We start from the raw sequence: 25,454 nt of genomic DNA on the forward strand, positions 1-25,454 counted from the left end.
CGCCGCCTCCGCCTTTGCGATCTCCACCGCCAGAGCCACCACGATAGCCGCCTTTACCGCCTCCGCGATAGCCGCCGCCACCTTTGCCTTTACCGCCTCCGCCTTTTCCTCCACGATGAGGTAATGGGCGTTCTTCGGAAATATGGACTGGTGTTTGGTCTGGTTCTTTCGATAACAGTTTCAACATTGCTGCTGCGATATCTGTTGGATCGTATTCTTCAAGTAATTTCGTTGCTACTACTTTATAGTCAGCTAGGCTGTCTTCGCGAACGATATCGCTAATTTTTTCAGTAGCTACGCGCAATTGACCTTCGAATGCTTCGTCCCACGTTGGTGGTTGAAGTGGTGTCATGCGTTTTTTCGTTGTATCTTCCACGATCTTTAGGTAACCCATTTCACGCGGTGATACGAATGTTACTGCCATACCTTCTTTACCGGCACGACCAGTACGTCCAACACGATGGACATAAGACTCTGGATCTTGCGGAATATCAAAGTTATAGACATGTGTTACACCAGAAATATCTAGACCACGTGCTGCTACGTCTGTGGCAACAAGGATATCGATTTTTCCTTCTTTAAACTTACGCAATACGCTCATACGTTTCGCTTGCGTCAAATCACCATGAATACCTTCTGCAACATAGCCACGCATGTCAAGCGCGCGAGATACTTCGTCAACACGGCGTTTTGTACGACCAAATACGATCGCAAGTTCAGGTGCTTGCACGTCTAAAAGTCTAGAAAGAACATCAAATTTCTCTCTTTCGTTTACTTTCACAAAGAATTGCTCGATCAATAGAGCTGTCATTTCTTTTGTTTTAACTTGTACCAATTCTGGGTTTTTCATGAAACGTTCTGCGATGCGTTGGATTGGTTTTGGCATTGTTGCTGAGAACAGCAACGTTTGACGATCGTCTGGAACTGTTTTTAGGATCGACTCGATATCATCGATGAATCCCATGTTTAGCATTTCATCCGCTTCATCCAATACTAATGTTTCCACGTTTTCTAGACGCAACGTTTTACGGTTGATATGATCTAGAATACGTCCTGGCGTACCAACAACGATTTGTGGATTTTTCTTCAATGAACGGATTTGACGGCTGATGTCAGAACCACCATATACTGCTAAAACGTGAAGACGTTTATCAGATGCTAAACGATATAACTCTTCTGAAACCTGAATCGCAAGCTCACGTGTTGGAGCAATAATTAGCGATTGTACACCTTGTTTCTTCGCATCAATTTTGTTGATAAGTGGCAAACCAAAAGCTGCCGTCTTACCTGTACCTGTTTGTGCTTGTCCAATAATGTCTTTACCTAAAAGACCTAGTGGAATTGTTTTTTCTTGGATTGGGGTAGCTTCCTCAAATCCCATTCTGTTTACTGATTTAACAATTAGCGGATCTAAACCGAACTCCGAAAACTTTGTCAATGTCATTTCTCCTTTAAAAATAAGTTTTTTTGGGAGAGCACTTTCTCATCTTCATCATCTTTACTCATCGTTTTAATTCATCTGGTTAATGCAGCTCGTTGTTCTTCATATCTTTGAAAATAACGCCCGCATATTTCATTTTTCTGCAATAGAAAAGCTTGGATAAACCAAGCATATGATTCACGACATAATGGAGGCTGGGAGCAAACATCAACGCCGACAAGCGATCGATTCAGTCCACAGTCTCTTACGCAAAAAAATAAAAAAAGCCCTCTAATAATAATGTAGGCTTATCGTAAAAACCTAATTAACTTCCACAAATCATCATAACATGAATCCCTTGTGTTTTCAATGATTTAACTTGGATTAGGTGAATTATTTTTAGTAGATGAAGATGGTGGCGTTTCCATCTATTCGTGGATATAGACTATCCAAAAGCAATTTATTTGTTGGTTTCCAAAATTCAATTATATCTCTTGTTGCATCAAAAAAGTAAGTATAGATACTTTTTGCTTAATTACCCATGTATGGTTCACAATATGCCACAATATTCACAGGAAATATATGTTATAAAAATGAAAGGATAGAAACAAGGGGTACCTGGCTCAGCTTGTATTCTACCCTTTTTAGTTATGCTTATAGAATTGCGTCCACTACATCCTTCAACCCCATCCCACTAAGACCCCTTCACCATGATATACTCCTCGCCCGTCACCTGATCCAGCAGCGCGGCTTGCAAATCGGCTTTTTCGCGGAAGTAATACACATTTTTTGCACCGATATTCTTTGCAGCTGCTTTTGTGAAGGCTTCGATGTGGGTTCCATATGCAAACACGGCATCCACACTTCCTTTTGTGATTGTGCTTCCGGCTTCAGCGTGAAACTTATCAGCATTATCGCCAAGTTCTAACATATCGGCCACCACAACAAATTTCTTTTTGCCGGGGGCTTCTAAGTTCATGAAAGTTTTTAAAACGGCAGTCAATGCGGTTGGGCTTGAGTTGTAAGCGTCGTTTAGGATGTCACTGCCTTTCGCACCAACAAGCCATTCGAGGCGGCTATTCGAGCGTTCCATATTTGCCAGAGCTTCTTTTACTTCGATTGGCGTGATCTCAAGTTCGCGCGCGGCTAACATCGCGGCCATTGTATTGAAGACATTATGCTCCCCAACGATCGGAACGAAAATTTCTGTCTCTGGCGCAATATTGGTCGTGAAGGTCGTGCCTTCCATTTCGGTCTGCATTGTCTCTGGGCGAAGATCACCAGTCATGCCGAATGTCGCGGTTCTGTATGCATTCGTTACGAGCGGCGTCAATAACGGTTCATCGCTCGGATAAATCAGTAAACTTTCCGGCACCAAACCTTGCGTTATTTCCATTTTGGCATTGGCAATTTCAGCTCTAGAACCGAGGTGTTCTAAGTGCGCCTCACCAACATTTGTAATGATCGCCAAGTCTGGCTCCACAATCTTCGTTAAGGTCTCGATTTCGTGGCGATGATTCATCCCCATTTCAAGAACCGCAACCTCCGTATCCTCAGGCATCGTCAAAATCGTATACGGCAGGCCGATATGATTATTAAAATTACCACCTGTTTTATGGACACGGTATTTCACCGAAGCAATCGCTGCCATGATATCTTTCGTCGTCGTTTTTCCGTTACTTCCGGTAATTGCGATTGTTTTCGGAGCAACTTGTTTCAGATAGGCTTGTGCGAGCTGTTGTAATGCGATTAGCGTATCTTCTACCATCAAAATCGGGATGCCAACCGGTGGATTCGGGCTATCCTTTTGCCATAAAGCTGCTGCCGCTCCTGCCGCGTGTGCCTGCACTACGAAAGTATGACCGTCACGGGATTCACCAACAAACGGGACAAACAGATCTCCATCCTTTATTTGGCGTGTATCAAAGCAAACACCTGTGAGCACAATGTCTTTCCACACCTCTATATCATTTATAACCGGTATCATTTCTGCAATTTCTCCAACTGTTCTTTTCAAAATATTACTCCTTCCAAAATTCCGGCAAAAAAGCAGCCCGTGTTTGGCACTGCTTTCCCGTCATGATTAGTCTTCTAATGTATATTTTAAACTATTTTTTGCGGTATGTCGTTCTTTAGCAAGTTCGACGAGTTTGATAATTAAATCAGCATACGGCAAACCGCTTTCTTGCCATAGTAACGGATACATGCTAAATGGCGTGAAACCTGGCATCGTATTTACTTCATTTAGGAAAATCTGATTGTCTTTCGTAACAAAGAAGTCTGCACGCACAAGACCACTACAGTCGAGCCCTAGGAACGCGCGCTTCGCATAATCCACAAGCTGCTCGTAAATCCCCGCATCGAGCTCAGCTGGAATAGCCATCACCGTATCATTATCCTGATATTTCGCCTTATAGTCATAAAATACAGCTACCTCACCTTTGGGGATAATTTCACCAGCCACGGAGCATTCCGGTGTATCATTTCCAAGTACCGCAACCTCAATTTCACGGGCTACGACGCCTTGCTCCACCACTATTCGGCGATCATAACGTAGCGCCTCCACCATAGCAACAATCAGTGATTCCCGATCCGTTGCTTTACTAATTCCCACACTCGAGCCAAGATTTGCAGGCTTCACAAAGACAGGATAAACAAGTTCTGCCTCCACTTTTGCAATCATCTCGGTTTGCTTTTCTTGCCAGTCAATGGCGCGCACAGACACATCAGCAACTTGCGGAATACCGGCATCCGCGAACACCATTTTCATCACGATCTTGTCCATCGCAGCGGCCGACGCTAGAACACCAGCCCCGACATACGGTAAGTTCAGAACTTCGAGCAAACCTTGCACCGTCCCGTCCTCGCCGTTAGGACCATGCAACAACGGAAAAACAACCAACTGCTCCGCGTCGCCATCCTCCCGAATAGAGGCCGGACTAATTGCTAAACCATGAGAAGCCGTATCCTTATCTTGCGTCAATTTCAAGCCATCGCGCTGTTCAAAACGAAGCTGCTCGACAAAATCCATTTTTTGCGTCAAAGCTGGGCCTTGCACCCAGTCACCATCATTCGTTATGTAAATCGGTTTAACCTCAAATTTATCAAAAGACAAAGCATTAATGACTGAAAAAGCCGTTTGCAAAGAAATCTCATGTTCCGCGGATTTCCCACCATAAAGCAATACTAATTTTGTTTTCATCGTACCCCTCCGTTATCCTACCTAAATCAATACAATCTATTTTAACACGTTTTCCCCCGAATGAAAGCAAAACACAAAAAAAGCACCTCATTATTTTTAAGATGCCAAAAATCATGCCAAAATAACAAACACGACTTACAGAATACACGAAATAGTCGCCAAACCCTAGCGGAGCGCTGAATGCTTAGATGCTAGGCAAAGCCGAGCACCGAAGCGGAGCGTACGATTTGTACGTGAGCATCGGAGCACAGGCTTTAACGACGCAGATGAGCGTTCAGCACTCCGCTAGGCGCCAGAAGTGAGTTTGAGGCCAATAACCCCCGCCACAATCATCGCGATAAATAGTAATTTTAAGACGCTCTTCTTCTCCTTAAACAAGATCATCCCCATAACAACCGATCCAACCGCTCCAATTCCAGTCCAGATAGCATAGCCAGTCCCAATCGGAATGGTTTTCAACGACAAGGACAATAAGAAGAAGCTAGCAATCATAAAAAGGACTGTTAGCAATGAGAATTTTAGTTTTTTGAATCCTTCAGAGAGTTTCATCATCACGACAAAAACCATTTCACATAATCCTGCTACTAATAAAAATATCCAAGCCATCATGCATCACCCGCCTTTTCATCCGATTTTGCACCGCTATCGACCAACTTCAAACCGATAATCCCGAAAATCAGTACTGCGAGCGAAACAATTTTCCAAATACCTGTTGATTCATTCAAAAATAGCATCCCGATAATCGCTGTTCCAGCCGCGCCAATTCCCGTAAACACCGCGTATGCTGTGCCAATTGGAATTTTGCGCATCGCTCTTGCGAATAAATAGAAACTAACAATCAAAAACGCAACCGTTAATAAACTCCACCCTAACCTACTAAATCCATGTGCTTCTTTTAAACCGAACGCCCAAACGATTTCAGACAACCCAGCGAGCACTAAATAAATCCATGCCATCATTTTTTCCTCCTAAATTTATCGGGCTGTCCCAAAATTGCTAAAAATACGGCTAACCGTATCCGAAAGGCCATCCTCTCTGCTCGACCCTACAAAAGCGCCGCCAACGCTTCCCACGCAGCATCGCGTCGTTTCGCGAAATCTGCCGCGCTATAAATCTCATGTTCCAAACTGAGGCCATCTAGTAAACAATAAAATACATAAATCCATTTTTCCTTCTGCGCCTCATCTAACTTCCTTAGTAGAATGTTCCCGATGGATTCCGAGGTCAGCGCTTCATACGTTGTCATCTCTTCCCTCATTTGTGTCGCGAGTGATTGCGGTGGAAAAAAGATGGCGCGCTGGAAAAAACGCTTTACTTCTGGATCACTGTTGAAATCGGTGACCTTGTAGAAAAAAGCGTGTAGCTCGTCTTCCACTGTTGCATGTGTTTCTTGTGCGATCTCTCCAAGCACAACCAACTCATGTCGCATCACATCGCGATAAATTTCCAAAAACAAGGCTTCTTTCGAGGCAAAATGGGCGTAAATGGATGGCGTCTTAATCCCAACAGCCTTCGCTATTTCTGATAAGGCTGTGCCATCGTATCCCTGCTCCGCAAAAAGTGGTAATGCAGCCTCTTTCAATCGTTGACCTGACATAAAAATCTCCCCTAACTAACGATCATTAGTTTTATTCTATCAAAAAAATCACAAAACGTAAAGCCTTATGTTTCGTGATTTTCTTGATATCTTCCAATTAGCCGTCAATAACCGACCATTCATTTTGTCTCATATCATAAATCAAGTGCGCAACCACGTGTTCATACGCGATTAATTCATTGGAACGCAACAACTCTTGCATATCGTCTTTGAGATTCAAACCAATGGGCACTTCGATCTGATTGCGCGACTTCACGGCGTCATCAAAAGAGATACATGCGCCCTCACGGAAATAGCCGGCAAACTTCTTAAGCAACTCCACTGGAATATCTGCAATTTTTTTACGTTTGATGAACGGCAGGGTGATTTTTTCCGTTGTCATTTGCATCATATTTTTCCAAATTGCGTAACCTAATACGTTATAAAACTGGTCTAGATTGCGATAGTAGACTTTGTTGTAGCGACCGTCATTTTTTGTTAAATATACAAAATTATTCTGTAACTTGTAATAAAATGGTGAACGTAAGTGTCTACCGGTATGCGCCAAATAGAGTAATTCCGCTACTTCTTGTGCTGTCAGCTGATTCACTAGGTCCGTTTCCTCAAAATCAATCCAGCAAAAATCACCATATTGCGACACTGGTGCTTTGATAAGCTCCGGTAAATCCTTAACATCAGTATAATGAAACGATGTATGCGCATTGAAAGAAGCTTCTGGAAACTGGTGTTTTAGCAATAACATATTTTGCGGTGGCGTCATCACGCCATTCATAAAGTCACAGAAAGTAATACCGCTCGTTACAACATTATTTATCACATTGTCCATGTGTACATAAATCGTCTGCTGCTTCAATATCTCTTTTTTCATTGCCCTACTCACCCAATTCCTCTCTTATCTCACACATCTCTATCCTTATCATACAACACTTAGCCCTAATTGTATGTGTCAATTGATTCAAATCTTAGTTACTAATTCATGACAAAATGAGCTTTTATTGTATTAATCTGTATTATTTATACTATTTAGAGTTTTTTTGCCGGCAAATTTTATAATAAAAAACATCGATACCTGTTGATATCGATGCGAAAGATGTGTCTTATGTAGTTTTAACGTACACCTAGCTTCACAATGTTTAAATGATTTTTTTGCAAATTGCGCCAGATGTCGTTTCTTGATTTCGTCTTCTCTACAAAAATACCTTTTTTCTCTAATTGTTGGATTACTTTATTCAATACATCTTTATTTTCTTGCAAATGGTATCACTCCAATCGCTTTTCAAAAACTATCCCGCTTGTTATTTTCTCTATAGGTTCACTTTAACACAAAACGCTTGACAAAAACAGTCCTTTTTCAAAAAAATATGAGGTATTTACGAATTATTTTTTATTTTTGCGCCTTGAAAACGGTTTAAAGACGAATAATGCGGCGAATAGATGCGTTTTTAACGAACTTTTGTTATAATTGGCTAAAATAGGAGGTATGATAAGAAATGGCGAACTCACATGCAAAGAAACAGCGATTAAAACGTATCCGCGAAGGTAGGCTCGACCCGACAATGCATCGGAGCGCTTTTGCAACACTTGATTTACGGACAAAACGAACGAAGACAAAACAAGAGAAACAGGACCAACAAAAATACAAGCCATTTTATCCGAAGGACGGACAAGATGGCTTGTATTTTTTGAGTTACAGTACTTTTTCTAAGAAACTGATCGTTCGTTCGTGTTTCGGCGTATCGAATACTTGCTCTGGTGTGCCTTCTTCGACGATATAGCCGCCGTCCATGAAGATAACACGATCGCCTACTTCTTTGGCAAAGCCCATCTCATGTGTCACGACCATCATCGTCATGCCTTCTTTGGCCAAATCCTTCATAACGCCAAGCACTTCGCCAACCATTTCTGGATCGAGCGCGGAAGTTGGTTCATCAAATAGCATGATATCAGGATTCATTGCGAGTGCTCGGGCAATCGCGACACGCTGTTTTTGACCACCGGATAGTTGGCTTGGAAACGCATCTGCTTTATCTGCGAGTCCGACACGTGTGAGGAGTGCGAGGGCCGCCTTGCGCGCTTCTTCCTTCGATTGTTTGCTAAGCTCTGTCGGTGCTAACATGATATTTTTAAGAACGGACATGTGCGGAAATAGGTTAAAATGTTGAAAAACCATGCCGATATTTTCGCGTACTTTATTGATGTCCGTTTTTTTATCGGTAATGTTGAAATCATCGACGATAACAGAGCCAGCCGTGATTTCCTCCAAGTGATTCATACAGCGCAAGAACGTACTTTTGCCGGAACCAGATGGGCCGATAACGCAGACTACTTCGCCTTCTGCCACTTCTAAATTGATTCCTTTTAAAACTTCATTGGTGCCAAAACTTTTCTTTAAATCTGTTACTTTTAGTTTAGTCATTATTGACCCTCCGTTCCATCACGTTGGATAGTTTCGTTAATGCCGTGATAACGATCAAGTACATGATTGCGACGATCAACCAAATGGTGGATGACTCAAATGTACGGGCGATGATGATTTTACCGGATTGTGTCAACTCGACAAGGCCGATGACGCTCATAATGGATGTATCTTTTAGTGTGATGACAAATTGGTTGATGAAAGACGGGATCATGACGCGAATCGCCTGTGGCAGGATGATTTTGATCATCGTTTTGCCGTATGGTAGTCCGAGTGAGCGCCCTGCCTCCATTTGACCTTTATCGACTGCCTGGATTCCACCGCGGATAATCTCGGTAATATAGGCACCGGCGTTCAAGCTAAGCGTGATAACAGCGGCGACTGTGGCATCCATTTTGAAGCCCAACGCCTCTGGAATCCCGAAATAGATAAAGAACGCGAGAACGATCAGCGGGATACCCCGGAAAATGTCGACGTAAACCGTAGCAATTCCTCGTAAAAATTTGTTGCGACTCACTTTCAAAAATCCGAAAACAAGGCCTAAAACAGCTGACAAAAATAAGAGAAATAAGTGTTAATTTAATTGTATACCATAGACCTAACAGTAAGGCTGGTGCGCTTTCTATGAGCAGATCCCAAAATGATTTCTGCTGCACGTCACTACCGATATACGTATTAATAATCTCTTGATATTCACCGCTTGCTTTGATGTTGATAAGCCCAGCGTTGAATTTTTTTAGTAACTCCTGATTCTTCCCTTTGTTCACGGCGAATCCATAGGAGTTTCCTTTTTCTTTCTCGGTTACAATATCCAGACCGTTGCCTTGTTTCACACCGTAAGCAAGGACGGGATAGTCGTCAAAACATGCAGCGGAATTGCCTGTTCTAACATCGGCGTACATACTCGCGGAATCATCAAACGGCACGAGTGTATAGCCATATTTAGCTTTGTTAGCTTCTGCAAACGCGTAACCTTCCGTACCTGTTTTAACAGCAACTTTTTTACCTCGTAAATCTTCGTATGACTTGATGGTATCGTCGCCTTTTTTGATGGCCATAACAATTCCTGATTCGAAGTATGGATCAGAAAAATCAAATTTTTGCTTGCGTTCGTCGGTGATGCTCATACCGGCAATAACACCGTCGACTTGATTGCTCGCAAGCGCCTGAACTGCAGCGTTAAAACCGAGTGGCTTTACTTTGTATTGGAAATCTTGATCTTTCGCAATTGCCTTCAAGATATCCATATCGATGCCGATTAGCTCACCTTTATTGTTCTGAAACTCAAATGGCGCAAAGGTTTCATCGGTTCCGATCTCGTAAACTTTCTGTTCCTCAGCATGCGCGACTGGTACGAAGCTGCCCGCAACCATTGCGAAAACAGCCATAAACGACAAGAGTAAAAATAGTATTTTGGTTTTTTTCATTGTTTCCTCCCCATTTGTGCGATATATATATAAAATATTCTTTACTTTCGATGCTGTAAAAAAGATAACACATTCTCGATTTTATCATAATGTAACCTTATTGAAAATACCTAATTCAGATAAGCTTACCAGAAGGCATAAAAAAACCTTAAAACAGCGGTTCATTTCAAGGTTTTTTTATGGCAATTATTTTTCGTTCCAAATATCTTTTGCTATCGTTACAACGTGCGCAAGCTTGGCCCATTGTTCATGTTCCGTTAAGACGTTTCCTTCTTCTGTAGAAGCAAAACCGCATTGGGGACTTAGACATAGTTGAGAAAGTGGCACGAATTCCGATGCTTCTTTTATTCTCGCTTTAATAGCGTCTGGATCTTCTAAAATACCATTTTTCGATGTGATAAGACCGAGAATAATTTTTAAATCTGGGCGTTTCACATAGCGTAATGGCGCGAAATCTCCGGAACGATCGTTGTCATACTCAAGGAAAAAGCCATCGATATGGAGTCCGCCAAATAAGGTCTCTGCTACTGGCTCATAGCCGCCAGATGCGATCCATGTCGAACGGAAATTACCGCGACAGATATGCATCGTAATGACCATGTCAGCTGGTTTTTCAGAAATAGCCTCGTTGATGAGATCTTTATAAATCGTTTGTAGTTCGTCGGGATCAAACCCACGCGACCGTACAACTTCTCTTTGCTCATCGGAACATAAATAGCTCCAAGACGTATCATCGAGTTGCAAATAGCGACATCCCTCATCATAGAACGCTTGAATCGCCTGTTTATAGGCATCCGCCAAATCTTGCAGGAATAGCGCTTTGTCCGCGATATACGGCGCGTAGTCAATATCACCGCGATAATGCAACATCGCTGGGCTCGGAATCGTCATTTTAGCAACGGCCTCTTCTCCCGCGATGCTATGTAAAAAACGGTAATCCGCAAGCATCGGATGATTTCCAAACCGGATTGGCGCTACAATTTTGACAGAATGGGTCTTGGTTTGGACGTTAGCAAACTGAATCCCCGTATCCGCATCGTAGCCTTCCACGCCATCTAGACCTTCCAGAAAATCAAAATGCCACCAAGCGCGGCGGAATTCGCCGTCTGTCACCGCGGTTAACCCTGCTTCTTTTTGTTTCGCCACAATGTATTTAATTTCTTCATCTTCAATCGCGCGCAATTCGCCGGCATCGATCTTGCCTGCCGCTTTATCTAACCTCGCTTGTTTAATCGCTTCCGTCCTCAAGATACTGCCTACTTGATCTGCTCTAAATGGTCCTTTTTCCATACTCCCCACTCCAATCATCCAATTTGAAAAAACCGAACCTATTTTACTAGGCTCAGTTTTTTTTATTCTATGCTTCTGCGATTACTTCAATTTCAATATCTGCGTCGTTAGGCAATTTCGCTACTTGAAACGCGCTACGTGCCGGATAATCCCCTTCGAAAAATGACGCATAAATTTCATTGACCGCGATAAAATTACCAAGATCTTTGAAAAGAACCGTTGTTTTGACGATTTTATCAAGGCTTGAACCGCCAGCTTCTAAAACCGCTTGAATGTTCGCAAACGCTTGCTTTGTTTGCGCCTCAACACCTACTACCATTTCGCCAGTTGCTGGATCAATGCCCAGTTGTCCCGAAGCATAAATAAAGCCATTTACTTTCACCGCTTGCGAATATGGTCCTAACGCTTTTGGTGCTTGATCTGTGTGAATTATTTCTTTTGTCATGTTCAAATCCTCCTAATAGTTGGTTATGTTAGTATTGTATGTCAATTCAGACAGTTTTGCAATTTTTAGCGTCGGAGTCGTGATTTTAGGGTCTCAAGCCAATCGACGACCGCTTGGTGGATCTCTTGTGTCAGCTCATGCACGTTCGATGTAAAAATTTGTACGAGTAAAACCATGCCCTCGATGGTGATCAACGCAACGACGACAAATACTAGTAAACTAATCCAATAAACGTCGACTCTTGATTTTTCGTAATGTCCGATAATAAAATACATCATCGAGAATGGTAAAAATAATAACGCAACCATGCACAAAATCACCGAAACGAGCGTCGAAATATACCATGTAGCAAAGAGTGAAAGAATCATGATAACGAGTGGAAAAGTCATCATTCCACCAATTCCAGCCGCACATTTTAGAAAGGAAACTTCTTTAATCCCCATAACATAGCGCACAGCGAGCCAAACGACCGTTACATTTAGTAGCATCATCACCAAAATATAGAGCAGAACTTGCCCAGATGACACAAAAATTGTTGTAATAATACGCTGAAAAATCGGATAACCTTGTAACGAATTTAAAATTAGGTCCCGCATATTCCAAGCGTATTGAAACGTCAAACATAGTACAAATAAGGAAATATGTATTAATCCAAATGCACCGTGCCGCTTTTTCTCTGCTTGCATACTCGTCTTTACTGGCCTTACTATCGTCATACCAAAAAAAGTAGCATACTCCCGAATCATGTTGTAAAACCTCCCTTTCATTTTAATATGTTATAATTATAGCCTGTTCCTCATTATTTAGCACTTTTAAAGACAAGGAGAATTTTATGCTACTTTTACTCGCGTCGGCGTATTATAGTATGATCAATGTGATCGGCTTTGCTATGATGGGGATCGATAAAAATAGAGCAGTCAAGCACCAATGGCGTATCCCTGAAGCGACATTATTGCTTTGTGCCTTTTTAGGTGGAGGGGTTGGATCATGGCTCGGTATGTCTATTTTCCATCATAAAACGCACAAACGGAAATTCCAATTGTTCGTTCCGCTTTCGATTGTGCTTCATATCGGCATTATTTTTTATCTCATTACCTATTTCAAATAGCTTCATCTCAAGCTAAGAAGTTGTTTTCATCCTAGATGATGCATTAAAATAGAGATATTCGAGAGGAGTTTTTGATATGAGTTTTAATCTTATTTCTGTAGAGGAGCTAGAGAATCGTTCTGTAGCTAATATTATTGATGTGCGAGATACTGCTGATTTTAATGCAATCCATATCGAGGGTGTACGCAATATTCCACTTATAGGCTTACCAAATTTTGTGGATGAGCTAGATCCAAATACGATTTATAGTGTGATTTGTTATTCTGGTAACCGTTCCACACAAGCGTGCGAATATTTGAGTGCGCGCGGTCTCCAGTGCGAAAATGTTATCGGAGGAATGAATGCTTGGTTAGAACTCGGCTGAAGCAGTTCCTCGCCTTTTTTCAGGCTGTATCATTGAGACATAAAAAAAAGTGCGTCGTGTAAAGTTTTGTAACACTTTACACGACGCGCTTTTTTACACTTTATGTTTACCAATCCGACTTACTAATTTACCAAGTTCCATTAAAATCACAGCGACAAGTGCTAATCCTGCTGCGATTCCCCACTCCGTTAAACCAAATGATTCTGGGATCGAAAAGACTTCACGCGCACCTGGAAGTACTGTCACACCGTAAAGTACGAAACATACTAAGACTGCGTAAATCACGTATTTATTGCTAAAAAATCCTGCTTCAAATGCAGTCAGCTTATTTGAACGAGCTGCAAATGTTTGCAATGTCCGCGCTAGAATCAAGGTTGTAAACGCCATCGCAACGCTGATTTCAGGAGAATGCTGTAACCCGATGTATTGCGAAATAATAACCGCTACCCCGATTAATAGGCCACGCGTGACAACAGCCTGCATCGTTCCACCTGCAAAAATACCTTCTTTAATATCTCGTGGCTTCCGTTCCATCACGTCTGGCTCTGCTTTTTCCATGCCAAGCGCTATCGCTGGTAATGAATCGTTGACCAAGTTGATAAACAGCAATTGAAGTGCTGTAAATGGATTGATCCAGTCAAATACCAAAGCAAACAGAATCGCAATAATCGCACCTAAATTTCCCGCAAACAAATAGGCAATCGCTTTTTTTATGTTATCAAAAACGGTACGGCCAACTTCCACCGCGCTTACAATCGATACGAAATTATCATCCGTTAACACCATCGCCGACGCATCTTTGGCAACGTCTGTCCCGCTTCCCATCGCAACACCGATATCCGCTTGCTTCAAGGCTGGTGCATCATTTACACCGTCACCCGTCATCGAAGTTACTTTGCCTTTTTTCTGCCATGCTTTGACGATCCTAATTTTATTTTCAGGAGAGACACGTGCGTACACAGAAATATGTTCCAGCTTTTCATCGAGCTCTTGCTCCGATAAGGCATCGAGCTCTTGGCCTGTCAGCGCGATATCATCCGGTTCCATCAAACCAATATCACGTCCAATCGCTTGTGCTGTCGTCTTGTGATCCCCGGTAATCATCACCGTTCGAATTCCGGCTTTTTTCGACTCTTCAATCGCGGAATAAACCGCTTCACGTGGCGGATCAATCATCGCCGTCAAACCAACGAGCACCAAATCATGCTCATCGTCCAAATCAACATCCGACTGCGAGCCGTCCAAACGCTTATACGCATAAGCCAGAACCCGTAACGCCTGATTCGAAAAGTCCTCATTCGCCTGCATCAAACTCGCCTTCAATTCCTCCGTAAGCGGCTGTTCTTTGCCATCCAAGAATACCTGGCTACAGCGCGCGAACACGACATCCGGTCCACCTTTGGTCAGCATCGCTTTTTGCCCGTCGAACGTGTGCATCGTCGACATCAACTTCCGCTCCGAGTCAAACGGAATCTCCGCTTCCCGTAAATAACGCTCGCGAATCTCGTTATAATTCTTATTGTTCTTATTACTAAACGCGATCAGCGCAACCTCCGTCGGGTCTCCAAGTTCAAGCCCCTCCTCATTGATGTTCGAGTCATTACAAAGCACCGCGATATGAATCAAACGACGCTCACCCTCCGACCATGTATCCGGTGTATCCGGGAAAACTTCTTGCGTCCCGTCCGGCAAATAATAATCCACCACGGTCATCTTGTTTTGCGTCAACGTCCCCGTCTTATCCGTACAAATCACACTCGTTGAACCGAGCGTCTCGACAGCCGGCAGTTTCCGAATAATCGCATGCCTTTTTGCCATCTTGTTCGTTCCGACCGACAACACAATCGTCACAATCGAGGACAACGCCTCCGGAATCGCCGCAACAGCCACTGCCACTGCAAACATAAACGCATTCAAAATCGCCTTCGTCATGTCGCCACTTCCACCGCCAAGCCAGACACGCCCCGCCTCAATCGCAAAAATCAAGATACAAAGAAGCAAAATCCCGATACCGAGTTTTTTACTAAAGCTCTCCAATTTTTTGCTGTAAAGGGGTTTGCTTTGCTTCGGCGCTTTCCAACAAGCCTGCAATCTTCCCGATCTCCGTGCCACCGCCCGTTTCCGTTACGACAAAAGCTCCTCGTCCATAAACGACTAACGCACCGCTAAACACCATGTTTTTCCGATCACCTAAGGCCACCTCATCCGAAATCGCCCGTACATGTTTTTCTACCGCTTCTGATTCCCCCGTCAACATCCCCTCGTCGACTTTCAACGAACCACTTTCAAAAACTCGTCCGTCCGCCGGAATGAAATCACCAGCATCAAGCAATACGATATCACCCTTCACAAGTTCCCTCGCATCTATCGTCAGCTTTTCTCCGTTCCTGATCACCTTGGCCAGAGGCGCCGACATCTCCTTGAGCGCATCAAGCGAACCCTCCGCCTTCCGCGTCTGCACCACACTAATGACCGAATTCAAAAGCAGCACCGCAAAAATGATAAGCGACTCCACAACCTCACCCAGCAAAATTTGCACGAGCGCTGCGGCAAGTAACACAATAACCATCGGATCCTTAAACGTCTCTAAAAACAGTTTCCATAGAGGATCTTTCAACTTGTCTTTCAATTCATTATAACCATCCCGCTCCAACCGATTCGCCACTTCCGTCGCTGTCAAACCAGTTTTCGCAGAAGTTTCTAACTCTTCTAATACTTTTTCTGCCTCTTCCTGATACCTCGCCATTCCCAAAACACCTCTTTTTTTACAATATACTATCCATTATACCCGAAAAATCTCATCTTTAAATCAAAAAAAACGCGAAATCCTCTAAAAAGATTTCGCGTTTTCGCATGTGTATTATTTTAAGAAAATATATATCTGTATCGGTGCGCTGAACTATTCTTTTAAATCCGACATCTTTGCTTTCCCCATCAAAAGCATCGTGAAGAATGCCAAACTTAGCGGAATCAGCGTCCAAAGGAAAGTTTGTGCGATTGAGCTACACAACACTTCGGTCACTTTATCCAAAATTTCGGTCGGAATTTTCGCGCGCAATTCTGGTGATAAAATCGCACGGCTATCCACATGTTTGAACATCTCAGGAACGCCATCCGCAAATAGGTTTCGCTGTACTACGCCATAAATCGTAATCCCAACAGTCATCCCAAACGAGCGAATAAAATTATTCGTCGCACTCGCTGTCCCGCGCTCACTCGGATTAATTTTATACAGACTCGCCGTTCCAAGAATCGAGAACGAAGGCCCGATTCCTACACCTAGCATCACCATGTAAATCGTCAACATGTAACGCGGCGTATCCGGCGTCAGCGTCCCAAACAGGATCGTCGTCACAAACGTCAAAATCCCTGCACAAATCATGATCGCGCGAAAACTAAAACGATTCGCCAAGTTCCCCGAAACAGCCGCCATCACGCTTGTCCCAACCATCATCGGCAGGAGTAACAAGCCTGAATTCGTCGCCGTTCCACCATCGACACCTTGCACATACAGCGGGATATAAATCGTCGCAACCATGAAGACTCCACCGTACAGCATCCCCGTCAGCACCGTCCCTAAATAGACATGACGCTTAAACAAATAAAACGGTAAAATCGGATCTGATGCGCGACGCTCCACAAAAATCAGCACAATCATCGCGATGACAAACAGAGCAAACAATCCTAAAATCTGTACTGAGTCCCATGCATACGTTTGACCACCAAGCTCAAGTCCAAACATTAAAGCAACCGTCCCGCCAACGAGGAAGAACGCGCCCAGCCAATCAATTTTAGCTTTATTATGTTTCGGCGATTCTTTATAAAAAATACTAATTAAGAATAAGGCCACAATCCCAATTGGCACGTTGATATAGAAAATCCAATGCCAGCTAATGTGATCCGTAATAAATGCGCCAAGTAGCGGCCCAACAACGCTTGATAGGCCGAATACAGCGCCGAACCAACCGCCCACACTCGCTCTTTTTTCTAGCGGTAACACGTCCCAAATAATCGTGAACGCGATCGGCATTAACGCACTACCACCAACGCCTTGAATCGCACGATAAATGGCCAGTTGCGTCATCGTTTCCGCCGTTCCGCAAAGAATCGAACCAATTAAAAATAAGGTAATCCCGAACACATAGAACCGTTTCCGTCCATACATATCCGATAATTTTCCGAAAATCGGCATCCCTGCCATCTCCGCAACTAAGTACGCCGACGTAATCCAAACATACTTATCAAGTCCCCCTAAATCCCCTACAATTGTTCCCATACTCGCTGCAACAATTGTGTTGTCAAGAGAAGAAACAAAGATTCCAAGCATTAACGCGACTAATACCGGAACTATTTTCGTTTCTGTTTTCGCCATTTTTCTCACCCTTCTTGATCGTAACCATGTATAATAGAACTATCACGGCTTATCCTTTTTAATTTAACACTGTTAAATTATATCCTTATTCCCTTTAAAATAAAATCAGTCTAAAGGAGATATTTTTAGTGAACAAAAAAAGAAATCTAACAAAAGAAAAGATAATTCTAGCCTCATTAGAAGTTTTACAGAAGAATGGTATCCAAAGTTTATCGATGCGCAAAGTGGCCGAAGCGATGAATGTACAAGCCCCCGCGCTCTATTGGCATTTCAAAAATAAACAGGACTTGCTTCAAGGCTTGGCGAGTTACATCTCCGCTCAGATTGAGCTACCTGATCCGGCGCTTTCTTGGCAGGAGAAAACACGCTGGCTTGCAATACGAAGTCATCATGCCATGTGTGCAGTTCCTGACGGTGCCGAAATCATGATGAAAACAATTCCGATCGACATTTACCGTTTGAAAATGATTGATTGCCTGTTCGTCGCTTTCTTGGAAGCCGGTTTCGATGATGATCAGACACTGGCATTATGCAACCTAATCGACAACTACGTGACGGGGATCGCGATCGATGAGGCCTCTCAAGAACGCACCCTAAACGAAGTCGGCCCAGAAAAGATTCATGATTTGTTTGCCTCGATGTTTGAGCGCGAAGATACGCAAGACTTGCGCGTACTACCTGTCATGAAAAAGCACGCCCAGTCTGAGAGCCGATTTGATTTGAATTTTTCGTTTGGACTCGATGTCATTATTGCTGGTGCTGAAAAACTACTTGATATGAATAAAGAAAGGTGATGGAATATGCGTCAAGATAAGCTTTTACAAGGAGAATTCATTTTTTTACGTCCACTACATCCGAACGATCTGGATGCGTATTATACGATGTTTTTTAACGAGGATGTTCGCCGTTTAACTGGAACAAAACAAGCGTTCACCTACCCTCAAATCGAGCAATATATCGCGACAAAATGGCAGGAAAGCGACGCTGTCTTGTTACTGATTTGTTTACAAGATACAGAAGAAGTCATTGGAGACATCGCAATTCAAGATATCGATACGACCAATCGCCATGCCAATTTACGCATTGCGATCAGCAAAACCGAACATCAAAGTAAAGGCTACGGTTCTGAGGCCATGCAGTTAATGCTTGATTATGGATTCGGCATTTTGAACCTACATAGAATCGAATTGAATGTCTTTGCTTACAACAAACAAGCCACCCGTGCCTATGAAAAAGTCGGTTTCATAGTGGAAGGCATTCAGCGTGAAGCACTATTTTACGACCATACCTACCATGACTCCATCACAATGAGTATGCTTGCTCGGGAATACCGCAAAAAATATCAAAAATAAAAGAAGGATGGGCGCTCGGCACAATGATGCCAGTCCCATCCTTATCTCTATTCGTTTCTCGAAAACTGAGCATCGTGCAACTGACGATACGCACCCTTTTTCATCATTAATTCCGCGTGTGTTCCTTGCTCCGCAATTCCCGACTCGTTCACCACAATGATCCGGTCCGCATGTTTAATCGTTGCCAAGCGATGCGCGATAATCAATGTCGTCCTTCCCTTTGCCAATTCATCTAGTGATTGTTGGATCACAAGCTCCGTCTCCGTATCGAGTGCAGAAGTCGCCTCATCCAAAATTAAAATTGGCGGATTTTTCAAGAACATCCGAGCAATCGCAAGCCGTTGTTTTTGACCTCCAGAAAGTTTCACGCCACGTTCTCCAATCATAGTATCCAAACCATTTGGCATCTCGTTCACCACTTTTTCCAAATGCGCTAACCGCACCACGTACCAAATTTCCTCATCGGTTGCATCCAATTTCCCATAAGCAATATTTTCACGGATCGTTCCAGAAAACAAGAACACATCCTGTTGTACGACCCCAATCTGAGCCCGCAAAGACGCCAATGTCATCGCCCCAATATGCACACCGTCAATCGTAATCGCACCATCTGTCACATCATAAAAACGCGGTAACAAGTTACAAATCGTCGTTTTCCCAGCACCAGAAGGACCCACGAACGCGATCGTTTCCCCAGCTTTCACCGTCAAATCGACCCCATCCAGTACTTTTTTTCCAGAATCGTATTGAAATGACACATTTTCATAGCGAATATCTCCTCGTAAATGCCCCGCATCAACCGCTCCAGGTTTATCTAAAATCGATGGTTCTGTATCCATAACTTCGATGAACCGCTTAAATCCAGCAATCCCTTTCGGATAACTCTCAATCACCGCGTTAATCTTCTCAATTGGCCGCATAAAAACATTCGTCAGCAAAATAAAGCTCACAAACTGCCCATACGAAATCCCATCATTAATCACGAAATAGGAGCCGAAAAACAAAGCAAACAGCGTAATCAATCGCATTAAAAAGTAGTTAAACGAAAAACTAAATCCCATCACCTTGTAAAACATCAATTTTGATTTGCGATACGTCTGATTCAACTTGCCAAAACGCTCCCGCTCAAACCCCTCATTCGCAAATGCCTGCACCACGCGCACACCACTAATCGCATTTTCTACACCTGCATTAAAGCTTCCCAAGTCCTTGAAAATCTGCGTGTTCACACCCGTCATCTTCTTGTTGAAAAAAATAATCAGCACCGTCAAAATCGGCACGAGTACAATCGTCATCACCGCCAGCTTCACATTAATCGTCATCATCAACAAGAATGCTCCAACAAGCGACATAATCGAGATAAAAATATCCTCTGGACCATGATGCGCGACCTCACCAATTTCAAACAGATCGGTGGTCATCCGCGACATCAATTTCCCCGTTTTCTCGTTGTCGTAATACTCAAACGGTTGCTTCTGCAAATGCGCGAACAAATCCCGACGCATATCCGTCTCAATATTGAGCCCCAACATATGCCCCCAATACGTCACAATATATTGCATAAACATATTCAAGAAATAAAAGAACAACAGCGCCAAAGCTGCCGTCACAATAAGTCCCCAATCCTTGTTAGGCAACAACTTATCGATCACCTGATTCACAGCTACCGGAAACGCTAACTCAAGTAATGCCGCAATTACCGCACACCCAAAATCGATTATAAATAAAAGCTTGTATGGCTTATAATAACTAAAAAAACGTTTTAACACCCAATTCTCCCCCTTCTTCTCACGGAAATTCCATTATAACAAAAAAATACACACTTGCCTAATTGAGATTGATTCTCAATCAAAAAAAGTTCCCATTTCAATAGGAACTTCCTTTTTCTTATCTATTCCCGCCCAATTGACGGTTTTTCCTACTTCCAAATGGAATCATCGCAATCGCACCAAAAATCGTGCAGCTATAGTACGTAATCAAACGCCATAAAATGAGGCCCATTACTAGTTTTTCAGGGCTGAGTACCATACCAAAAAACGAGGTAAAGCTATATTCCGCGCCACCACTACCACCAGGCGTCGGAATCGAAGACGACAATTTCATAACAAAAGCGTGATACGTCATCACAGTCATCAAACCAACATCCGTCACGCCCATACTCAGCAACACAAAATAAGGAATGCTTAAATAAAAGAGCAACTGGACAACTGTGTAAAGCGTACATTCCCAAATCAGCCGCCGGTTCCCGCTAAAACGCACACTTTCCTCATGGAACGACGTAATTTTACTATCCGCATTTTCGCGAATGCCCGCACGACGTTCCTTTTTCACAAATAATAGCGCGGGTTTTAACAGAATATGCACGATCGCTGATGCCACACGCTCACTTTTAGCAACCGTAATCAAGCCGACAATCACCGCCAAATTGATGACGAAGCCAATCAGTATTAAATATTTAATCTCGAATGTCGTATGCCCCAATAACGGAAAACCGAAAATCAAGAAAAATACGAAGGTCCCCACGATCACCGCTTGGTAAATAATAAACTTGATTAAGAGCACAGAACTCCCAAGCCCAATATCTATTTTTCGTCGTGTTAACAAGTAAAGCTGAGCTGGCTGACCACCACTTGCAAACGGCGTCACAGAGTTGAAAAACTGCCCAATCATCGTAATTCGAAAGGACGTTCGTAACTTTAATGTCGGATCTGCAAGTTTTCCAAATCGCTGCAAAACAACCGACTCCAGCCACCAGTATAAAAACATTGCCAAACAAGCAATCCCGATATAACCTAAATTCACATTTTTTAAAACGTCCAGAACAACATTCCATTTGACATTACGAAATTGGAAAAAAATAAACCCAACACTAATTGCAACAACAAGTAAAATACTGATTACATGCCGGCTTATATTTTTATTCATCTGCTTCTATCCCTTCAAAAGTCCGTCATAAAATTCCTGCCATAATCCAGTGAGTCTAGCTTCTGAATAATAGTCCGCTCCTTTTTTAGCACCATCTTTCGCCGTTTGCATATACGCTGGATCCTTTGCCATCCGCTCCAACTCGCCCTGAAATAAAGCAACATCAGAGGCCTGCATATAATTGCCCGCAAGAATGCCCTCATACAGCTCCAAATCCCGCAACAATACAGCAAGCCCACTGCTCATACCTTCTAAAATCGCCATTGGAAACAGCTCATTAAATGACGGCAAGAAAAGCACATCCGCCATATTATAATATGCATTCATATCCGCACGCTCCACAATCCCTGGAAACTGAACGTTTTTCGGCGGATGATCATAAATTTCCTTCAGCTCTTTATACCCAGCCGTAATTTTTCCAAAAGAAAAAACCGCCAGCCCAAATAAATTGCATCTCTGGCAACTGTTTGGCGACTTCAATAAAATCGAGAACGCCTTTACGATGCTGCACTTGCCCCACACCAATCGCGACGAAAGCATCTGGTGCAATACCATGTTCTCGGCGCAATGCTAACTTTTCTGCGCCAGACATTGGATAGAATGTTTTCGCTGACACAAAATTCGGTATATATTTAATTTTCTCTTTTGGAATGCCGTACGCTACTAATTGCGGAATAAATGACGGGTTCACAACAACGAGCACGTCCATCCGTTTGTAGAATAGAATAACGTATTTATAAAAAATCTTTTTTGCAATCCAAGGTAGTTTCAGACTCTCGTCCAAAGTTTCCGGTAAAAAATGCACATATCCAACCATCACACCACGCCGCTTCCTCCTAAAAGTGGATAAGAAAAACGGAAAATCGATCGTGTGATAGTGTGTGATGTCAGATTTGCGATATGTATTAATGGCGATGTCATACTTATCCGCATGATGTGTTGTCATTAAGTTAATGAGCTCGCGATACGCAGAAGCTACCCCCTGTCCCTTCACTTTTTCTGCAGAGGATAGCATCGTAATTCTATTCATGGTATTTTCTCACTTTCTTTTCACGTTTTTGAAGTACTGCTGCTGGAATGCTTAACACATAATTGTTCACCGTATACTGATCTAACGGCTCATAGGTTCTTTGCCCATCGATCCAGCCATAATTCTCACACGTCTCCATGTATAATTGTTCAATGTTTGCGCCGAATTGTTCTGCTGAAAAGTTTTGAATATGATGCAACGCGTTTGTGACTAAGCGATTTGCCATCTCCGGCTCTTGAAACAATCCACAAATCATTTCTGGCAATTCTGCATCTGTTCTAAAACTTCGACCCGTTCTGCGGTCCAACACAAGGTCTTCGTTACTCCGATCCGTTTTTGCAATCACAGGAATGCCCGAAGCCATCGCCTCGATGTAGGTCATGCCTTGCGTTTCTGACGTAGAAGCACTGACAAACACATCTCCTAATTGATAAAAACGACCAATCGTTTCCCAATCCTGCTCTCCTGCAAAAATGACTGATTTCGAAATATCTTCTGTAAACGCCAGTTCTTCCAACTCCTTACGAGCTGGACCGTCCCCGACGATGAGTAACTTCGCATTCGGTATCTTCGCAAGCACACTCGGAAAAGCCTTCACGATAATATCAATGCCTTTTTCTTGCGCGACACGACCAACTGAGACCACCACTTTATCATTTGGCGCAATGCCAAGAGCAGCCCTCGTATGTTGCAAACTCGTTTTATCAAAACGGTCGGCTTTAAACGATTGAAATTCCGTTCCTGTTGGGATAATGCGAATATGATTCGGAATACCATAACGACGTAGCGACGTTTGTACCTTCTCTGTTGGGACAATAACCGTATCCATCGACTCACAAAAAGCACGGCTTAGTCGCTGCACAACGCCTTGAGTAATCAGTTTGCCCTTGCCGATATAGTGCAAGTAATCCTCATACATCGTGTGATACGTATGCAAAACAGGTAGGTCGAATTTTTTCGCCATTTTTTTCCCGATTAGCCCCATCGAAAATTCGGTATGGGTATGAATAACATCAATTTCTAAACGTCTGATCAAATGGGCTACCTTCTGTGTTCCAGCAACCGCAATTCGGCGCTCAGGAAAAAACACAAACGGAATGCTTGAAAAACGGAATACTTTCCCTTGCTCCGCCTCCAAGTCAGCCTGTGGATCTGAGGTTGTAAATATATATACATTATGTCCTCGTTTTGTTAACTCTTTTTCCATCGTCTTAATTGATGTTGCCACACCGCTAATCTGCGGAAAAAAAGTATCTGTAAAAATGCCTATGTTCACTGTTTTCGCCTTCCCTCCACACCATGATAAAGTACCATCGTGCCTTTGCCAAAGCCTGTTTTTATTTTAAGCTTAAAGTCATCCATCCTTATTATAACAAAAATCCAGATAAAAAATCATTTTATTTTTCAATCTTTCTGTAACGCAACCATATCTAACTCTATTATGCAACAATCTTCAACAATTTACCTAGGCCTATGGTTTGATTTTTCCTCATTCTTACGTCCTTTTATACAAAGATAACTTTTTCGATGATCTCTATTTTGGGATCAAGTGACATCGCAACAGGACACGATTTTTTAACAAGGTGGAGTGCCTTTTCAGCTTTCGCTTGATCTGCGTCGCCTACTTTCAATGTGAAGATAACCTCGATTTTCTTTAAAACACGCACAACTGCTTCCTGATCTTGCTCAAATGTCACATGAATATTTTCGATCGTATAATCAATTCGCTTCTTTTCTAGAATAGCGTCGTATACATAGCCGCTACACGCTGCTACTGCTGCCACCGTTGCTTGTGTTGGTGAAAAGCCAGTATCGCGATTTAACTGCCAATTTCCATTCTCATGGATCACATCAAACCCATTCGCGCCTCTTACTAAATCCATTCTCTCATTCCTCCTAATACACTTCATAATTCTGGCCTGTTTGTCCGCCTAAAACACTTTTAACAAAAGCTTGGGCCACTTTTTCTGCGGGAACTGGGTTAAAACCGACGAAGAAGTTAGCGTACTTATCCCAAGATTCCTGCAATACGTTGGGGCTTACACTATTTATCCGAATCCCGCGCGGTATCTCAATCGCTGCCGATTTAACAAAAGCTCGGATGCCACCGTTTACCATTGCCGCCGAAGCTCCTTGCTTAATTGGATCATCCATCATAATTCCAGTCACCAAAGTGAAGCTACCGCCATCTTGGATATGATCCAAACCAAGCAGAACAAGATTCATCTGACCTTTTAGTTTACTGTCAATAGATTGTTGATTGTCTTCCGGTGTCATTGTTTCGAGTGGACCAAAATAAGCCGCTCCCGCTGCAACGATAACCGCGTCTACTTTCCCAACATGCGCATACATTGCTTGAATGCTCGCAACCGATGTCATGTCAAGCATCACATCGGCGCCTTTACGACTTGCTGTTATAATTGTATGTTCCTTTTCAAGCTTTGCAATAATTGCTTTTCCAATCGTTCCAGTCGCTCCAACTAATACTATTTTCAACAAAAATTCC

22 protein-coding genes and 3 pseudogenes are annotated in these 25,454 nt (G+C 42.9%); 4 read left to right on the forward strand and 21 right to left on the reverse strand.

The window, feature by feature from the left end; genetic code table 11:
• The 13 genes and pseudogenes from cshA to PGRAN_RS03915 form a co-directional block, all read right to left on the reverse strand.
• Nucleotides 1-1,438 (reverse strand): degradosome RNA helicase CshA (cshA, locus tag PGRAN_RS03860; protein WP_036065329.1); only part of this gene is annotated, 1,438 nt, incomplete at its 3' end.
• Between the two features lie 676 nt (nucleotides 1,439-2,114).
• Nucleotides 2,115-3,437, reverse strand: coding sequence for a UDP-N-acetylmuramoyl-tripeptide--D-alanyl-D-alanine ligase (locus PGRAN_RS03865; protein ID WP_241433271.1), 1,323 nt, complete (start codon nucleotides 3,435-3,437; stop codon nucleotides 2,115-2,117).
• A 66-nt stretch (nucleotides 3,438-3,503) separates the two neighbouring features.
• A complete protein-coding gene (locus PGRAN_RS03870; RefSeq protein WP_036065331.1) occupies nucleotides 3,504-4,622 on the reverse strand; it encodes a D-alanine--D-alanine ligase in 1,119 nt (372 codons plus the stop codon).
• Between the two features lie 285 nt (nucleotides 4,623-4,907).
• Nucleotides 4,908-5,228 (reverse strand): DMT family transporter, encoded by a 321-nt coding sequence (locus tag PGRAN_RS03875; protein ID WP_036065425.1) that lies wholly within the window; start codon nucleotides 5,226-5,228, stop codon nucleotides 4,908-4,910.
• Nucleotides 5,228-5,578 carry a DMT family transporter gene (locus tag PGRAN_RS03880; RefSeq protein ID WP_036065332.1) on the reverse strand — a complete coding sequence of 117 codons (351 nt, stop codon included), beginning with the start codon at nucleotides 5,576-5,578 and terminating at the stop codon, nucleotides 5,228-5,230. The genes PGRAN_RS03875 and PGRAN_RS03880 overlap by 1 nt, the downstream gene beginning before the upstream one ends.
• 89 nt (nucleotides 5,579-5,667) lie before the next feature.
• The gene (locus PGRAN_RS03885) at nucleotides 5,668-6,219 is read right to left on the reverse strand and encodes a TetR/AcrR family transcriptional regulator (RefSeq protein WP_036065334.1); all 552 of its coding nucleotides are present in this window, start codon (nucleotides 6,217-6,219) and stop codon (nucleotides 5,668-5,670) included.
• Nucleotides 6,220-6,316: 97 nt separating this feature from the next.
• Nucleotides 6,317-7,087 (reverse strand): hypothetical protein, encoded by a 771-nt coding sequence (locus tag PGRAN_RS03890; RefSeq protein ID WP_036065335.1) that lies wholly within the window; start codon nucleotides 7,085-7,087, stop codon nucleotides 6,317-6,319.
• 239 nt (nucleotides 7,088-7,326) lie between these two features.
• Nucleotides 7,327-7,473, reverse strand: a complete 147-nt coding sequence (locus PGRAN_RS16925; protein WP_173399967.1) for an Lmo0850 family protein — start codon at nucleotides 7,471-7,473, stop codon at nucleotides 7,327-7,329.
• Between the two features lie 433 nt (nucleotides 7,474-7,906).
• Nucleotides 7,907-8,635, reverse strand: coding sequence for an amino acid ABC transporter ATP-binding protein (locus PGRAN_RS03895; protein WP_036065336.1), 729 nt, complete (start codon nucleotides 8,633-8,635; stop codon nucleotides 7,907-7,909).
• Nucleotides 8,628-10,023, reverse strand: a pseudogene (locus PGRAN_RS03900) (amino acid ABC transporter substrate-binding protein/permease). The gene PGRAN_RS03895 and the pseudogene PGRAN_RS03900 overlap by 8 nt, the downstream one beginning before the upstream one ends.
• A gap of 225 nt (nucleotides 10,024-10,248) precedes the next feature.
• Nucleotides 10,249-11,352: a 5-methyltetrahydropteroyltriglutamate--homocysteine S-methyltransferase gene (locus PGRAN_RS03905; protein WP_036065338.1), complete on the reverse strand. Its 1,104-nt coding sequence runs from the start codon at nucleotides 11,350-11,352 to the stop codon at nucleotides 10,249-10,251.
• Nucleotides 11,353-11,419: 67 nt separating this feature from the next.
• Nucleotides 11,420-11,797 (reverse strand): RidA family protein, encoded by a 378-nt coding sequence (locus tag PGRAN_RS03910; RefSeq protein WP_036065341.1) that lies wholly within the window; start codon nucleotides 11,795-11,797, stop codon nucleotides 11,420-11,422.
• A 65-nt stretch (nucleotides 11,798-11,862) separates the two neighbouring features.
• Nucleotides 11,863-12,543, reverse strand: a complete 681-nt coding sequence (locus tag PGRAN_RS03915; RefSeq protein ID WP_036065343.1) for a hypothetical protein — start codon at nucleotides 12,541-12,543, stop codon at nucleotides 11,863-11,865.
• 86 nt (nucleotides 12,544-12,629) lie between these two features.
• On the opposite strand from PGRAN_RS03915, the gene PGRAN_RS03920 reads away from it, so the two are divergent.
• Together PGRAN_RS03920 and PGRAN_RS03925 are read left to right on the forward strand one after the other, a co-directional pair.
• Nucleotides 12,630-12,905, forward strand: a complete 276-nt coding sequence (locus PGRAN_RS03920; protein ID WP_036065345.1) for a DUF1294 domain-containing protein — start codon at nucleotides 12,630-12,632, stop codon at nucleotides 12,903-12,905.
• 76 nt (nucleotides 12,906-12,981) lie between these two features.
• Complete coding sequence (locus tag PGRAN_RS03925; protein ID WP_036065346.1) at nucleotides 12,982-13,269, forward strand: rhodanese-like domain-containing protein; 288 nt, start codon at nucleotides 12,982-12,984, stop codon at nucleotides 13,267-13,269.
• A gap of 93 nt (nucleotides 13,270-13,362) precedes the next feature.
• Here PGRAN_RS03925 and PGRAN_RS03930 read toward each other — a convergent pair.
• Together PGRAN_RS03930 and PGRAN_RS03935 are read right to left on the reverse strand one after the other, a co-directional pair.
• A pseudogene (locus PGRAN_RS03930) lies at nucleotides 13,363-16,015 on the reverse strand (cation-translocating P-type ATPase).
• Between the two features lie 153 nt (nucleotides 16,016-16,168).
• Complete coding sequence (locus PGRAN_RS03935; protein ID WP_036065348.1) at nucleotides 16,169-17,641, reverse strand: MDR family MFS transporter; 1,473 nt, start codon at nucleotides 17,639-17,641, stop codon at nucleotides 16,169-16,171.
• 128 nt (nucleotides 17,642-17,769) lie between these two features.
• Here PGRAN_RS03935 and PGRAN_RS03940 point away from each other — a divergent pair, with 128 nt between their 5' ends.
• Together PGRAN_RS03940 and PGRAN_RS03945 are read left to right on the forward strand one after the other, a co-directional pair.
• The gene (locus PGRAN_RS03940; RefSeq protein ID WP_036065350.1) at nucleotides 17,770-18,435 is read left to right on the forward strand and encodes a TetR/AcrR family transcriptional regulator C-terminal domain-containing protein; all 666 of its coding nucleotides are present in this window, start codon (nucleotides 17,770-17,772) and stop codon (nucleotides 18,433-18,435) included.
• Nucleotides 18,436-18,441: 6 nt separating this feature from the next.
• A complete protein-coding gene (locus PGRAN_RS03945) occupies nucleotides 18,442-18,993 on the forward strand; it encodes a GNAT family N-acetyltransferase (protein WP_036065351.1) in 552 nt (183 codons plus the stop codon).
• Nucleotides 18,994-19,040: 47 nt separating this feature from the next.
• On the opposite strand, the gene PGRAN_RS03950 is transcribed toward PGRAN_RS03945, so the two are convergent.
• The 6 genes and pseudogenes from PGRAN_RS03950 to PGRAN_RS03975 all read right to left on the reverse strand — a co-directional run bounded on the left by PGRAN_RS03950 (nucleotide 19,041) and on the right by PGRAN_RS03975 (nucleotide 25,444).
• Nucleotides 19,041-20,762 carry an ABC transporter ATP-binding protein gene (locus PGRAN_RS03950; RefSeq protein ID WP_036065353.1) on the reverse strand — a complete coding sequence of 574 codons (1,722 nt, stop codon included), beginning with the start codon at nucleotides 20,760-20,762 and terminating at the stop codon, nucleotides 19,041-19,043.
• 118 nt (nucleotides 20,763-20,880) lie between these two features.
• Nucleotides 20,881-21,918, reverse strand: a complete 1,038-nt coding sequence (locus PGRAN_RS03955) for a lysylphosphatidylglycerol synthase transmembrane domain-containing protein (RefSeq protein WP_036065355.1) — start codon at nucleotides 21,916-21,918, stop codon at nucleotides 20,881-20,883.
• Between the two features lie 6 nt (nucleotides 21,919-21,924).
• Nucleotides 21,925-22,948: pseudogene (locus PGRAN_RS17585) on the reverse strand (glycosyltransferase family 4 protein).
• Entirely contained in the window at nucleotides 22,941-24,224 is a 1,284-nt protein-coding gene (locus PGRAN_RS03965; protein ID WP_036065357.1) for a glycosyltransferase family 4 protein, read from the reverse strand. The pseudogene PGRAN_RS17585 and the gene PGRAN_RS03965 overlap by 8 nt, the downstream one beginning before the upstream one ends.
• Before the next feature lie 229 nt (nucleotides 24,225-24,453).
• Entirely contained in the window at nucleotides 24,454-24,831 is a 378-nt protein-coding gene (locus tag PGRAN_RS03970) for an OsmC family protein (protein WP_036065359.1), read from the reverse strand.
• A 13-nt stretch (nucleotides 24,832-24,844) separates the two neighbouring features.
• Complete coding sequence (locus PGRAN_RS03975) at nucleotides 24,845-25,444, reverse strand: short chain dehydrogenase (protein ID WP_036065360.1); 600 nt, start codon at nucleotides 25,442-25,444, stop codon at nucleotides 24,845-24,847.
• Nucleotides 25,445-25,454 lie beyond the last annotated feature (10 nt).

Origin of the sequence: Listeria grandensis FSL F6-0971, assembly GCF_000525835.1 — a bacterium.
GTDB lineage: Bacteria > Bacillota > Bacilli > Lactobacillales > Listeriaceae > Listeria_A > Listeria_A grandensis.